Consider the following 14,917-nt stretch of genomic DNA (forward strand, 5'->3'; position numbering starts at 1 on the left):
ATAGCGAAGTTCATATTAATCGATGTTTTTTTACATTAAATTGTAATTTAGTTCATTTTTTAATGATTTTTTAGGTATTGGCTTATATCATTATCATACTCAATTGCCAATTTTCTAATAATGTCGTTATTTGAGTCTAAATTTATATTATTTACTGATTTTATTGGCAATATGTTTGGAGATGTACCTGAAATAAACATTCCATCTAATTTATCAATATCTGAATATTTATACTCTACCTCTTTAACCTTAATTCCAAGTTTTTCTGCTATTTTTATAATTTTGCCTCTAGTAACACCTGGCAACACTTCATTTATTGGTGATGTTAAAAGTTCATTATCTTTAACCATAAATATATTAGATTTGCTTCCTTCTGTTATATATCCATTTTGATTAACTAATATAGCCTCATATACATTTTTCTCTTTTATTTCACTATTTACCTTTTCCCTAAAATTATCATCAACTATTTTTGCATTAGGATTGTTACGCTCTCCAAAATATAGTATTGTCTTAACCCCTGTGTCGTACATTTCATTTGAAGGATATGAATGTTTTATAAAGAATATCTTTAATATCTTTTCGTGCACTCCATATGTTATTTTTATGTTACCTTCAACTTTATTTTCAGATTTTATCAAATCATCTATTTTCCTACTTATCTCTTCATATGTTAATGTGAATTTTTCATTAATTAATTCAAATGAATTTTTCATTCTACTTAAATGATTTTCTAGAAAAATCGATTTACCATTTATAACCCTAAGTACTTCATATATTATTTTTTCTTCCATATCTTTTCACGCCCTCTCCTTCTACAAGAATTTCTCAAATCATACGTTTTTTAAAATTTATTTCCACTTCAATATTTCTATCTCATGCTTTTTTCTATAATTTATTAAATATGGTTTTCCAACTAAGTCCAACAATGGTTTGTCTGATAAAGAGTCCGAAAACATGTATGATTCTTTAAAGTTTACTTCTATTTTTTCGTTTTCAAGAACTTCTTTTAGTCTTCTTACCTTTTCTTCGCCTTTACAATTCTTGCCCTCCATAGTTCTTGTAAAAATACCATCTTTAAAATTGAATTTAGTTCCTATTATTTTATCAACTTCTTTTATATTATGAAACTCGTTAATATAAAACTCTGGTGATGCTGAAATTAAATATATATCATACCCTTCACTCTTAAGTTTTTTCATCATTTTTATTGCATCTTCATATAATATTGTTTTTAATTTTTCATCATAAAATCTCCTTACAAGTTTCGCTAAATCTTGTTCTCTTATTCCATCAATAAATTTTAAAAACTCCTCTTTTACTTTTCTCTCATCATATATTTTTAATCCATACATACTTCCACAGTATATAGCTCTAGGTAAAAAACGAATATTTCTTTTATCATTTTTTATAACATATTTAAATAATTCCATTAAAGTCTCTTTTTTAGTAATAGTATAATCTATATCAAATATAGCAAGTTTTTTCAAAGTATGATACCTACCTTTTTTTAATCTTAGTTTCTATTTCAAAACTGTGTTGATATGACAATTCCTAATATTTAATTCTTAACACTCACCCTTAATATTTAGACTCTATTCTAAATATTAAGGGTTCAGAGCTAAATATTATTTATTAATTAATGTTATAGCTACCCACCTTAGGAGCTATACTTATTGTTGGTATTATACTCAATATTCACTGTATTTATGTTATATCTAAACAGAGAAATTGGATACATATTTGTGCAATAGGCATTGAAAATGAGCTGTCGAAGTTTCTTAATGGCAGGTTGTTCCATTTTTGCTTGTCCTGAGCTTGCCTCAGGAGCATGCAGAAATGGGTGCAACCTGACATTTAGAAACTTCCAGCAAAATTTTCTTAGTCCTATGGAATAAATATGTATTCAATTTCGGCGGATTATACGCCTAAGTACGATTTCAGTTGTGGGTATCTATACATTTATCATTTGATTTTACTTAAAAATATTGATATTCTATCTATTCCAGTCTCTATTATGTCCATAGATGTTGCATATGATAATCTTATGTAATCATCTAATCCAAATCCCATTCCAGGTATTACTGCAACTTTTTCTTCTTCCAATAATACTTTTGCAAAGTCTACTGAATTATTAATAACTTGTTCTCTAAAAGTAGTATTTAAATATGCTGATATATTAACCATAATGTAAAATGCTCCACTTGGCTTTATAATAGATATTTCATTTAATTTTTCTAATTTATATATCATGAAATTTCTTCTATTTTCAAATTCTTTAATCATATTATTTAAGTCTTCGATTGGTCCATTCAATGCTTCTATTGCTGCATATTGTGCTATTGTATTTACATTTGATGTCATATGACTTTGAATACTGGTCATGAGTTTAGTTATTTTTTCACTTGCAGCTACATATCCTAATCTCCAGCCTGTCATCGCATATGTTTTAGACACACCATTTATTACTATTGTTCTTTCATATGCATCTTCATTTAAAGCTGCTATACTTGTATGTTTTTCTCCATCATATATTAATTTTTCATAAATTTCATCTGATATAATTAACAAATTATGTTCTTTAGCAAAATTAGCTATTTCTAATAATTCTTCCTCATGATAAATAGTTCCAGTTGGATTATTAGGACTATTTATTAATATTGCTTTTGTTTTATCTGTAGTAGCTTTTTCTAAATCAGATATTGTATATTTATAATTATTTTCTTTAGATGTTTCTACAAATACCGGTATTCCATCTGCCAACTTCACTAATTCAGGATAACTAACCCAATATGGTACTGGAATTAACACTTCATCTTCTGGATTTAAGATAGCCATGAAAGCATTCGCTAAACACTGTTTACCACCAGTAGAAATTGTTATTTGACTTGGCTTATACTCTAAATCATTGTCATTTTTAAACTTTTCACATATAGTTTGTTTTAGCTCTAATATACCACCTGCTGGAGTATATTTAGTTTTTCCATCATGCATTGCTTTTATAGCAGCTTGAATTATATTTTCTGGCGTATTAAAATCTGGTTCACCAGCCCCAAAGCTTACCACGTCAACCCCTTGACTTTTTAATTCATTTGCTTTAGCTGTAATTGCCAATGTAATAGATGGACTCATATTGCCCGCTTTTTTAGATAATTGCATTGCTTTATTCCCTCCATTTTAGACAATTGAATATGCCTTAATTAAATTGTACATTTTTGTAATATAATAAAAATATATCATTAATATATTAACTTGTAAACAGAGTGGCAAAACCACGATTAATGATTAATGATTAATGATGAAAAATGAATGATTTAAGGTTGAAATTACTTCGCAATTTCTTTTATTTATTTTTATTTATAAAAAGCCAAAGGCTTTTCCCCCTAAATTATTCATTATTCATTATTCATCCTTCAGTCTCTACTGACATTAAGAAAAGACTTTAGTATTAATACTAAAGTCTTATATTTTCTATTCTTCGCCCACTAATTCATCTTGGTAGTAAGCTGATACTCTATCAAATTCCTCTTCGTCCGGAACTACAAGTTCCTCATTATCAAGTCTAAAAAGATAAACTGAATCTTCTTCTGGATTTTGAGCTAAGTAATATGACTTCTCTTCATATTCAAATTCATCAATTATAGGACATGTAACTATATTTCCATTTTCGTCTTCTAAATCTATAACGAAGTCTTCTTCATCTTCTTCACCACATCCACAACCACATTCATGTTCATCGTCGTCATGTTTGCAATTACATTCATGATCTTCATCATGGCCGTGTCCACCACATCCACAATTTTTTTCTTCATCATTACATCCGCATTTTTCTAAATCTTTTTCCATTTTATAGCCTCCTTTAGGTTCTACTTATCTGAAAAAATTAATTTTCAGATATATCAATTAATTTTAACCTTAAATACTTAAAATTGCAACGCAATTTTGATGAAAAAGAGCCATTCTTTTTTCAAAGAATGACTCTTTTTTATTGCGCAAATTTATTTATTTATTTATTATTTTACACTATTGTTGATTAGCTAATTTCTTGTATCCTTCTAATCTTTCTATAGCATCTTGATGAGTCTTTTCAAATAAAGCATCGGCTGCTTCTGGGAATGCTTTAGCAAGAGAAGAGTATCTAACTTCTCCCATTAAGAATTCTTTGAAATCTGCTGTTGGTTCTTTTGAATCTAATGTAAATGGATTCTTTCCAGCTTCTTTTAAAGTTGGGTTGAATCTGTACATTTGCCAATATCCACATGCAGTAGCTCTCTTAGCTTCTTCTTGGCTGTTACCCATACCAATTCTTAATCCGTGGTTTATACATGGTGCATAAGCAATTATTAATGATGGTCCTTTATAAGCTTCTGCTTCTGCGATTGCTTTAATAACTTGGTTCTTATCAGCTCCCATGTTAATTTGAGCTACATATACATAACCATAACTCATAGCCATCATTCCAAGATCTTTCTTCTTAGTCTTCTTACCGCTTGCAGCAAATTTAGCTATTGCAGCAGTTGGAGTAGCTTTAGATGATTGACCACCAGTGTTTGAGTAAACTTCTGTATCTACTACTAAAATATTTACATCTTCTCCAGTAGCTAATACATGGTCAACTCCACCGTATCCGATATCGTAAGCCCATCCGTCTCCTCCGATGATCCATTGTGATCTCTTAACTAAATAGTCTTTTTCAGCTAATATTTCCTTAGCAACTTCAGTATTAGATGTTTCTAAAGCAGAAACTAATTTATCAGCTCTTTCTCTAGTTCCTTCACCTTCATTTACGTTGTCTAACCAATCTTGTAATTCAGCTTTTGCTGAATCATTTGCAGCTATAGCAACTTCAGCTTTTTGTTCAATTCTTTCTCTTATAGCTTTAACTCCTAAGAACATACCTAATCCATACTCAGCATTATCTTCGAATAATGAATTAGCCCAAGCTGGACCGTGTCCTTCTTTATTCTTAGTATATGGAGTTGAAGGTGCTGATCCACCCCAGATTGATGTACATCCAGTAGCGTTGGCAATCATCATTCTATCTCCAACTAATTGAGTTATAGCTTTAACATATGGAGTTTCTCCACAACCTGCACAAGCTCCTGAGAACTCAAGTAATGGTTTTTCAAATTGACTACCTTTAACTGTATTCTTGTTCATTGGATTCTTCTTAACTGAAATATCATGAACTAAATAATCCCAAACTTCTATTTGATTATGTTGAGATTCTTGTGGTTTCATAACTAATGCTTTTCCTGGTGCTGGACATACTTGAGCACAGTTTCCACAACCTGAACAGTCAAGTGGTGTTATACCCATTGCATAGAATAATGGTTCTTCTGTCTTTAATGCTTTAGCAGCTACTGCCTTAGTTGCACTTGGTGCAGCATTCTTTTCTGCATCTGTTAATAAGAATGGTCTTATTACAGCATGTGGACATACTATTGCACATTGGTTACATTGGATACATTTTTCTGAATCCCATTCAGGAACATTTACTGCAATTCCTCTTTTTTCGAATGCTGCAGTACCATTTTCGAAAGTACCATCTTCCATTCCTGCAAATGCTGAAACTGGAAGTGCGTCTCCTTCTTGTCTGTTCATTGGAATAACTATATCTTTAACAAATTTTGTAATATGTTTAATTTCTACTACTTCTTCATCTGCAACTGTCTTCCAAGCTTCTGGAATATTTATTGCAACAATTGATTCAACACCCTTATCGATAGCAGCGTTGTTCATGTTAACAACTTTTTCACCCTTCTTACCATAAGAAGATACAACTGAATCTTTTAAGTATTTAATAGCATCTTCAACTGGAATAACGTTAGCTAACTTGAAGAAAGCTGATTGCATTATCATGTTGATTCTTCCGCCAAGACCAATTTCTTGAGCAATTCCCACAGCATTTAAAGTGTAGAACTTAATGTTGTTATTTGCTAAGAATCTCTTATATGCTGCTGGTAATTTTTCTTCTAACTCTTCTGGACTCCAGATAGTATTTAATAAGAAAGTAGAATTTGGCTTTAATCCTTCAAGTACATTGTATTTGTGGATGTATGATTGGTTAGAACATGAAACAAAGTCTGCTTTGTTTATTAAGTATGGTGACTTAATTGCTTTCTTACCAAATCTTAAATGAGATACTGTAATTCCACCTGATTTCTTTGAATCATAGAAGAAGTATGCTTGAGCAAACATGTCTGTATGATCTCCAATGATTTTGATTGCACTCTTGTTTGCTCCAACAGTACCATCTGATCCAAGTCCCCAGAACTTACAAGCTGTAGTTCCTTCTGGAGTAGCATCTATATCTTCAGTTACTTCTAATGAAGTATTTGTAACGTCATCAACGATTCCTATTGTAAATCCATTCTTTGGTGCATCTTGTGCTAAGTTAGCATAAACTGCAGCAATGTGTCCTGGATTTGGATCTTTTGATCCTAAACCAAATCTACCACCAACAATAAGTGGTGCATTAGCTTGTCCGAAGAATGCATTTCTGATATCTAAGTATAATGGTTCCCCAGTTGATCCTGGTTCTTTAGTTCTATCTAAAACAGCAATTTTCTTAACTGTTTTTGGAATAGCAGCTAATAATCTTTCATTTGAGAATGGTCTGTATAATCTTACTTTAATAACACCAACTTTTTGTCCGTTAGCATTTAAGTAATCTATAGTTTCTTCACAAACATCAGTAGCTGAACCCATAGCTACGATTACTCTATCAGCATCTGGTGCTCCATAGTAATCGAAACAGTGATATTCTCTACCTGTTAATTTAGTGATTTCAGCCATATAACCTTCAACAGTTTCTGGTAATGCATCGTAGAATTTATTAACAGATTCTCTTTCTTGGAAATAGACATCTGCATTTTGAGCAGTTCCTCTAGTTACAGGATGATTTGGGTTTAATGCTCTTTCTCTGAAAGCTTTAACTGAATCCCAATCAAGTAAGTTTGCTAATTCATCATATTCTAAAACTTCAATTTTTTGTACTTCATGAGAAGTTCTGAATCCATCAAAAAAGTTCATGAATGGAATTCTTGATTTAATAGCAGTTAAATGAGCTACTGCTGATAAATCCATTACTTCTTGAACTGATCCTTCTGCAAGCATTGCAAAACCAGTTTGTCTTGCCGCCATAACATCTTGGTGATCTCCAAATATGTTTAGAGCAGAAGTAGCTAATGCTCTAGCTGATACGTGGAATACGCATGGTAACATTTCACCAGAAATTTTGTACATATTTGGTATCATAAGTAATAAACCTTGTGAAGCTGTATAAGTAGTTGTTAAAGCTCCAGCTTGTAAAGATCCATGAACAGCACCAGCAGCTCCAGCTTCTGATTGCATTTCCATAACTTTTACAGGTTGTCCGAATATATTTTTTCTTCCTTGTGCTACCCATTCATCAACATGTTCTGCCATTGGTGATGATGGTGTAATTGGGAATATTGCAGTAACTTCTGTAAATGCATAAGATATATGAGCTGCTGCAGTATTACCGTCCATAGTTTTCATTTTTCTCATCGCGTTGACCCCTCTTTCTATTTTTAAAACTTAAATTTTTAATAATTTAAATTCTTTATATAAATAGTCTTAAAGACTACCTAATAAACACACTAAATATTTAGCTATTAAATTCTTATTTCCAACATTACGCACATAAACACCATTTTTAAACTTATCCTATTTAACTAGTTCTTCTCCTAATTTTTTAATAAGATTGGTTTGCTTTTTAGTTGGTGAATCTTTAACTGCTAAATCTCCAATCACATTAAACCCATAAGATGTCATTTCATCTTTCCATATTTCCATGAAAGTATCTTCAATCCATCCATAGGTCGCAAATAAAATACAATTTTTGTTTTTATTTTGTTTATTTAAATCTTTCAACTGTTCTAGAAATGGCTTCATTTCTTCTTGTTCTATTTTAGTGGAATCCACTGCTGGGCTCCCAAAAGCAATAGAGTCAGCTTCTAAAACATCTTCTATAGTTGCATCTGCAACATGCTTTACAATTACTTCTGCGCCTTGTTCTCTAGCACCATCTGCCATCACATTTGCAAGGGCTTCTATGTTTCCCCCACAACTCCAATAAATGATTGATACTTTTTTCATTCAAATAGCACCTCATCTTCTCGTTAAATAATTAACTTTCTTTTTTCACTAAAATGAACCTACCCTTTTATTATATCTTACATATTTTTTTTTGCAAGATTTGTTGTACAATTTGTATTATTTTAAGTCATAATTATATATTTTAGAAATTCATTTATTCATACTCTCTAATAATACACCTATTATAGCTTCTACGCCATTTTTAGCTTTACTTTTTTCCATATTATTAATAAGTTCTGTTTTTCTGTCTTTGAGTTCTAAAATTTTCTTGTATAATATATCATCTTTAAGTTCTTCTTCTTCTAACATTAATGAATATCCTTCTTTTTCAAATGATTTAGAATTTAAAATTTGATCTCCTCGACTAACCTTCTTAGAAAGAGGTATTAATAAAGTCGGCTTTTTTAATGCTAAGAATTCAAATATAGAATTTGCTCCTGCTCTTGAAATTATATAATCAGCAGTCTTCATCAAATCTGGTAATTCTTCAGTTACATACTCAAATTGCTTATATCCATGGAAGTTTATAAGTTTTTTATCTATATTCCCTTTACCACAAATATGAATTATATTGAACTCTTTTAAAAGTTGTTCCAAATTTCTTCTTATTTGTTCATTTATGATCTTTGAACCAAGACTTCCACCCATAATGAACAATACTTCTTTATTATCCGTAAATCCACATATTCTTCTTCCTTTAGCCTTGTCGCCATGAAATATTTCTTCTCGAATAGGACTGCCTGTAAGTACTCCCTTATTTCCATTTATAAGATTTAAACTTTCTCTAAAAGTTACGCATAATTTATTGCAAAATGGTGCTGACAATTTATTAGCAAGGCCTGGCGTCATATCAGATTCATGAGCTACCACTGGTATTTTTTTTATAGATGCTGCAATAACAACAGGAACTGCTACAAAACCTCCTTTTGAAAAAATAATATCTGGCTTTTCTTTTGATAATATTTTTATGGATTGTGCAACTCCCTTTATAATTTTAAATGGATCCGTAAAATTTTTCACATCAAAATATCTTCTTAATTTTCCACATGAAATTCCGAAAAAAGGAATATTATTTTGTGTTATTATTTCTTTTTCAATACCATCAAAACTACCAATATATTTTATTTCAAAACCATTTTCTTTTAATTTAGGTATTAAAGCTAAATTAGGAGTTACATGCCCTGCAGTTCCTCCACCTGTCATTATTATTTTGTATTTAGACAAAAACTATCACCCCATCTTCAATTATTATCTATAATTCTGTACTACAATTTGAATACTAACATTACCATTATATTCATTAATACTCGGATAAAATACTAAGTCCACCTTCACATCATTATATGATCCGTCATAAAGTTTTTGCAGCTCTTCACTACTATATTTATTATTTATCATTTCTTCAAACTCATAAATATCTCCAAAATAAATAGCATCCAAAGCTTTATTAAATTTTGTCTTAATTTTAAACTTCAATACATTTCTATTCTTGCCCAATATTGTAGCTTTTAACAATTTTACATTTTTTTCTGCAAATAATGGTTTAGAATTTGCTTTACCAAAAGGTTCTAATCTTTCTAAATCATTAATTAATTCATAATCTATTGAATCAAGAGATAAAATACAATCTATAGTAACTTTTTTTAGTAAATCATCATCTTTTAATGTTGTATTTTCATTTAGCTTCCTTCTAAAATCATCTATATTCTCTTCCTTCAAAGAAAATCCCGCTGCCATAGGATGACCACCAAAATTTCCAAGCAAATCTTTGCATTTAACAAGTTCTTCAAACATATTATATTCTTCTATAGATCTACCCGATCCCTTTGCTCCATTTTCAGATTTTGTTATTATTAAAGTCGGAACATTATATTTTTCTCTTATTCTCCCTGCTATTATCCCAGCTAAACTTTCATGTACATCAGGAATATAAATGACAAATATCTTATCATTTATCATATTATTCTTTTGCACAATTTCTATAGCAGTTTCTACACCATCTAGTGTCATATCTTTTCTTTCTTGATTTAGTTTGACTAATGATTTTGCAAGTTCATTTGCTTCGTCTTCTTCTTTTGAAAGTAATAACTTTAATCCTTCTTTAGCCGAATCCAATCTTCCACATGCGTTTATGCATGGTCCTATAATAAATCCCAAATGATATACCGATAAAGTTTTTTCATTCATTTCACATTCTCTTATTAATTCTTGTAATCCTAAATTAGTAGTATTATTTATTAATTCCAATCCTTTTTTAACAAAAATTCTATTTTCATCAATTAAATCTACAACATCACATACTGTTGCAATTGCAAGAAACTCTATAAATTTATAACATTCTTTTTTATGTATATTAAATTTTTCATAAAGTACTTCTACAAGTTTAAATGCTACTCCCGCTCCACATAATTTCTTGAATTTATAATTACAGTCTTTTTGTTTCGGGTTTATTATAGCATCTGCAATTGGACTTATGAATTTTCTAGTACTATTTTCATCTAGCGCAAATGGTATATCATGATGATCTGTAATTATCACAGTAAGCCCTATATCTTTAGCATATTTTATTGGTTCTATAGCTGATATTCCATTGTCGCAAGTTAAAATAGTATCTATTCCATCTTCTTTAGCTTGTTTTATTATATTTATATTTATCCCATATCCATCTTTTATTCTATCTGGAATTTCATAATCAACATTTGCATCACATCTTTTTAATGCCTCATATAAGATATAAGTACTTATTACTCCATCTACATCATAATCTCCAACAATTCTTATCTTTTTATTAGATTCTATTTTTCCACAAAGTATCCCTACAGCTTTTTCTAAATCTTTCATATCCCTTGGATTATGAAGTTTATCAAAATCTGGATTCATATAGCTTTTTATCATATCATCATTTATGATATCTCTATTTATTATAAGCTTACTCATAAGTTCTGTGATTCCATATTTATTTGATATTTGATTATAATCAGCTTTTTTATTTTTTATAAACCATTTTTCTGCCATTGTTTCTCCCCTTTAAATTTTGCAGAGCAAAATTAATGAATGATTAACAATGAATGATGAATAACCAAAAGATATTTTTCTTCGAAAAATTTAAATTTACTAGGTGCAGGGCACCTTTAATTTAAAATTCCCCAAGGAATTTCTTCCTTCATCTTTCATCTTTCATCTTTCATCTTTCATTATTCATTATTCATCAAAATACTTCGAGCTTTATTTATTGTATAAACATTTTATACAGCATGCCAGATGAAATTGCTTCTACTTTATTCTCATATCCAAGCTTTTCTAATAATTTATAAGAAAATGCCATAGCTGTTGCAGGTCCTCTACTAGTTATTATATTTCCATCCACCACTACTTCTTCTTCCAAATATTCACAATTTGGCATTTCATCTTCATAGCCTGGATAAGAAGTCATATTTCTACCTTCTGTAATCTCTGCTTTTCCAAGTACTATTGGTCCTGCACAAATTGCGCCTATTAACTTACCTTCTTTGTTTTGTCTTTTTATAAATTTTATTACTCTTTCATCATCTCTTAAATTAGTTGCTCCTGGTATACCACCTGGAATTACTACTAAATCATATTCCATATCTTCATCAAAAAATTTATCAGCTTGAACTACTACCCCATGACTTGATTCAACTTGTTTTTCTCCAATTGAAACTAAATCACAAGTTAAATTTGCTCTTCTCATTATATCCGACACAGTTAATGCCTCTATTTCTTCAAAACCATCTGCTAACAATATACATACTTTCTTCATATTAATTCCTCCTCTTAATTTAAATAATGAGGATATCCTAAACTAATCTTTAGAACATCCTCACTCTACACTGTCTTAATTATATCTCATTTAATTTACAGTTACATCTTTTATTTCGTCATCAAGTATAATCATCATTATGTTTGTACCTCTACCTGCTCTATTTTGCAATTTAATATCATTTATTTTAATTGCTGACTTTTCTTTAGATTTAGAAGTCAACACCACTTCAGTTTTATCTGCTGATAAAGTTATGCTATTTCCTTCGCTACTTATGTAGTTACTATGATATTTCCCAAAAATAACTTCATCTTCATCTCTCAAGCTCATTCCTGTAACGCCTGAAGCTACTTTTCCCATGGTATTAACATTTTCAACAGGAAATCTTATTCCCATTCCTTTTTTAGTTATCATAACTAAATATCCAAGCTTCATTTTATCTATCTCTACTGAAACTACTTCGTCGTCTTCAAATTTAAATTTATGGCATACTTGTTTAAAGTACTCCCCTTCAAATTCTTTTAATAAAGTCTTCTTAACCATTCCTTTTTTAGTAAAAGTATATACTCCAAGTTCTTCATCATAAGAATCAATTGAAACTAAACTAACTATCTTTTCTCCCTTTTCTAGCTTTCCTAAGAATGCTTCTACTGGAATTTCATCATTAATTACATTTTTCATTAAGAATACTGGTACTTTATAAACATACCCTTTATTACTAAACATTAATAATTCTTTTAGTGAATTAGTTTTAACTTTTAAAGAATCTTCTTTAATTCTTCCATAAACTTTAAGCTTATTCTTATCTGTAATTCCAAGACTCAATTCAAAATATTCTATTTCATTTGTATCTTCTACTTCAATAATCTCATCTTCCTCCGCAAAATTAAACAATTGAATAGGTAATATATTTCTAGAAGTATCTTCCAAGTTATGGACTTCAAGAGTGAACTCTAAACCTAATTTGCTTTTAACTCTTAAGAACTTGCTTTCTTCTTTTATTTTTCTTATTGATACATCCATTAATTCATCATCATCTCTAAGCTTTAAAGCTTGGAGTTTAGTATATGAAGTTTGAAACTTATCCACTGAACTTTGTTTAATTCCACCATGTTTAGTTATAAATCTAAATGCTTTGTTTGGATCGAAATTATCTACTGATACAGCTCCAACTATCTTTTCGTTATCCAAATTTGCAGTTTTAATTACTTGATCTAATCGCTCTCCTTTTTCCTTCCACTTCAATTCCGGTATATTAATCCCCTTTGTTTGATACATGAATCCTTTATCCGTAAATATAAGTAAAGTATCCTTGGTATTTGAACTTATTAAATATTTTAACGAATCATTTTCTCTATATTCAATATCCTCTGGATTAGAACTTGATCTATTGTAATTTTTTAACGGTATTCTCTTAATGAAACCATCCTTTGATATTGTAATCATAACTTCTTCTATTACAATTAATTCTTCAATATCAATTTTACTTTCATTATCATCTTTTACAATTGCAGTCCTTCTCTTATTTCCATATTTATCACTTATTTCTTTAAGCTCTGTTTTTATCACTTTAAAAAGTTCTTTTTCACCAGATAAAATCTTCTCAAGTTTTTTAATAATGTTTTTAAGCTGTGAATATTCTTTTTCAAATATTTCTATTTCAAGACCCGTCAATCTATATAACATAAGCTCTAATATAGCTTGTGCTTGAGCTTCTGAAAATTCAAACTTATTAATCAAATTATCCGAAGCATCCTTTTTAGATTTCGAGCTTCTAATAATTGCTATAATTTGGTCTAACACATTTATTGCTTTAATAAAACCTTCAACAATGTGAAATCTTTTTTTTGCTGTATCCAGTTCCTTTTGAGTTCGTCTAGTTATTACTTCTTTTTGGTGTTCTACATAATATTTTATTATAGCCTTTAAACTCATAGTTTCTGGCTTTCCATTTGCAAGGGCAACCATGTTAAAACTTATATTGCATTGTAAATCAGTCTTTTTAAATAAATATTTTAGCACCTTGTCTGCAACATCTTCACCAGCGTTTTTCTTTAGTTCAATTACAGCTCTTATTCCATTTCTATCTGATTCATCTCTAATATCCGTTATTGACTCCAATGATTTTGCATGTCTTTTATCACCTGTCATTTCAGATATTAATTGAAGAAGTTTAGCTTTATTTCTCCTATACGGGAATTCAGTTATTACTATTCCAACTCTTCCATTTTCTAATTTTTCAATTGAAGTCTTAGCTCTATATGCAACTTTTCCTTCTCCTGTTTCATATGCTGACAACATAGATTTTTCTCCAATTAAAATTCCACCTGTAGGTAAATCTGGTCCTTTTATATATTCCATAAGTTGTGAGGTAGTTATTTCGTTATTATCTATGTAAGCCAATACTCCATTGGTTACTTCTTCTAAATTATGTGGTGGTATATTAGTTGCAAGACCAACTGCTATACCAAAAGTACCATTTACCAAAAGATTTGGATATCTACTTGGTAATACCTTAGGTTCTATTTCACTATCAGAGTAATTAGGAATCATATCTACAGTATCTTTTTCAATATCTCGTAACATTTCCATTGCAATAGGTGATAGTCTTGCTTCCGTATACCTCATTGCTGCTGCTCCATCGCCATCTATTGAACCCCAATTTCCATGACCTTCTATAAGAGGCGCCCTCGTTGAAAATTCTTGAGCTAAAATTACCATAGCTTCATATACAGATGAGTCTCCATGAGGATGAAACTTACCTAAAATATCTCCAACTATTCTAGCAGATTTATAATAAGGTTTATCAGGAAAAGCTTTAAGCATATATGCACCATATAGAATTCTTCTATGTACAGGCTTAAGACCGTCTCTAACATCTGGAAGTGCTCTATCTTTTGCAACTTCTATTGCATATGGTAAAAAATTTTCAGGCATTGCTTCTTCTAAAAGAATACTAACTATATTATTATCTCTAGGTATATCATTTTTCTTTGCCATACTATTCTCCTT

General features: G+C 30.1%; 10 protein-coding genes. All 10 read right to left on the reverse strand.

Annotated elements, in window-relative coordinates:
• Positions 1-59: 59 nt before the first annotated feature.
• Positions 60-794, reverse strand: coding sequence for an aminotransferase class IV (locus psyc5s11_RS23565; RefSeq protein ID WP_224034898.1), 735 nt, complete (start codon positions 792-794; stop codon positions 60-62).
• A 57-nt stretch (positions 795-851) separates the two neighbouring features.
• The gene (locus tag psyc5s11_RS23570; RefSeq protein WP_224034899.1) at positions 852-1,490 is read right to left on the reverse strand and encodes an HAD-IB family hydrolase; all 639 of its coding nucleotides are present in this window, start codon (positions 1,488-1,490) and stop codon (positions 852-854) included.
• Positions 1,491-1,965: 475 nt separating this feature from the next.
• Positions 1,966-3,159 (reverse strand): pyridoxal phosphate-dependent aminotransferase, encoded by a 1,194-nt coding sequence (locus psyc5s11_RS23575; protein WP_224034900.1) that lies wholly within the window; start codon positions 3,157-3,159, stop codon positions 1,966-1,968.
• Between the two features lie 312 nt (positions 3,160-3,471).
• Positions 3,472-3,846: a DUF1292 domain-containing protein gene (locus psyc5s11_RS23580; protein WP_224034901.1), complete on the reverse strand. Its 375-nt coding sequence runs from the start codon at positions 3,844-3,846 to the stop codon at positions 3,472-3,474.
• A 177-nt stretch (positions 3,847-4,023) separates the two neighbouring features.
• Entirely contained in the window at positions 4,024-7,533 is a 3,510-nt protein-coding gene (gene nifJ / locus psyc5s11_RS23585; RefSeq protein ID WP_224034902.1) for a pyruvate:ferredoxin (flavodoxin) oxidoreductase, read from the reverse strand.
• A gap of 159 nt (positions 7,534-7,692) precedes the next feature.
• A complete protein-coding gene (locus tag psyc5s11_RS23590) occupies positions 7,693-8,124 on the reverse strand; it encodes a flavodoxin domain-containing protein (RefSeq protein ID WP_224034903.1) in 432 nt (143 codons plus the stop codon).
• A 150-nt stretch (positions 8,125-8,274) separates the two neighbouring features.
• Positions 8,275-9,348 (reverse strand): undecaprenyldiphospho-muramoylpentapeptide beta-N-acetylglucosaminyltransferase, encoded by a 1,074-nt coding sequence (locus psyc5s11_RS23595; protein WP_224034904.1) that lies wholly within the window; start codon positions 9,346-9,348, stop codon positions 8,275-8,277.
• A 24-nt stretch (positions 9,349-9,372) separates the two neighbouring features.
• A complete protein-coding gene (gene recJ / locus psyc5s11_RS23600; RefSeq protein ID WP_224034905.1) occupies positions 9,373-11,139 on the reverse strand; it encodes a single-stranded-DNA-specific exonuclease RecJ in 1,767 nt (588 codons plus the stop codon).
• 214 nt (positions 11,140-11,353) lie between these two features.
• On the reverse strand, positions 11,354-11,905 hold the full coding sequence (locus psyc5s11_RS23605) for a DJ-1 family glyoxalase III (RefSeq protein WP_224034906.1): 552 nt from the start codon (positions 11,903-11,905) through the stop codon (positions 11,354-11,356).
• 90 nt (positions 11,906-11,995) lie between these two features.
• Entirely contained in the window at positions 11,996-14,905 is a 2,910-nt protein-coding gene (locus tag psyc5s11_RS23610; protein WP_224034907.1) for a DNA topoisomerase IV subunit A, read from the reverse strand.
• Positions 14,906-14,917: the final 12 nt, after the last annotated feature.

Source organism: Clostridium gelidum, from assembly GCF_019977655.1.
Taxonomy (GTDB): Bacteria; Bacillota; Clostridia; order Clostridiales; family Clostridiaceae; genus Clostridium; species Clostridium gelidum.

What these genes read in the sequence shown, in the direction of transcription:
- recJ (WP_224034905.1), bottom strand. Translation starts at nt 11,139, where the DNA reads ATGGCAGAAAAATGGTTTATAAAAAATAAAAAAGCTGATTATAATCAA.
- psyc5s11_RS23575 (WP_224034900.1), bottom strand. Translation starts at nt 3,159, where the DNA reads ATGCAATTATCTAAAAAAGCGGGCAATATGAGTCCATCTATTACATTG.
- psyc5s11_RS23580 (WP_224034901.1), bottom strand. Translation starts at nt 3,846, where the DNA reads ATGGAAAAAGATTTAGAAAAATGCGGATGTAATGATGAAGAAAAAAAT.
- psyc5s11_RS23610 (WP_224034907.1), bottom strand. Translation starts at nt 14,905, where the DNA reads ATGGCAAAGAAAAATGATATACCTAGAGATAATAATATAGTTAGTATT.
- psyc5s11_RS23565 (WP_224034898.1), bottom strand. Translation starts at nt 794, where the DNA reads ATGGAAGAAAAAATAATATATGAAGTACTTAGGGTTATAAATGGTAAA.
- nifJ (WP_224034902.1), bottom strand. Translation starts at nt 7,533, where the DNA reads ATGAGAAAAATGAAAACTATGGACGGTAATACTGCAGCAGCTCATATA.
- psyc5s11_RS23590 (WP_224034903.1), bottom strand. Translation starts at nt 8,124, where the DNA reads ATGAAAAAAGTATCAATCATTTATTGGAGTTGTGGGGGAAACATAGAA.
- psyc5s11_RS23605 (WP_224034906.1), bottom strand. Translation starts at nt 11,905, where the DNA reads ATGAAGAAAGTATGTATATTGTTAGCAGATGGTTTTGAAGAAATAGAG.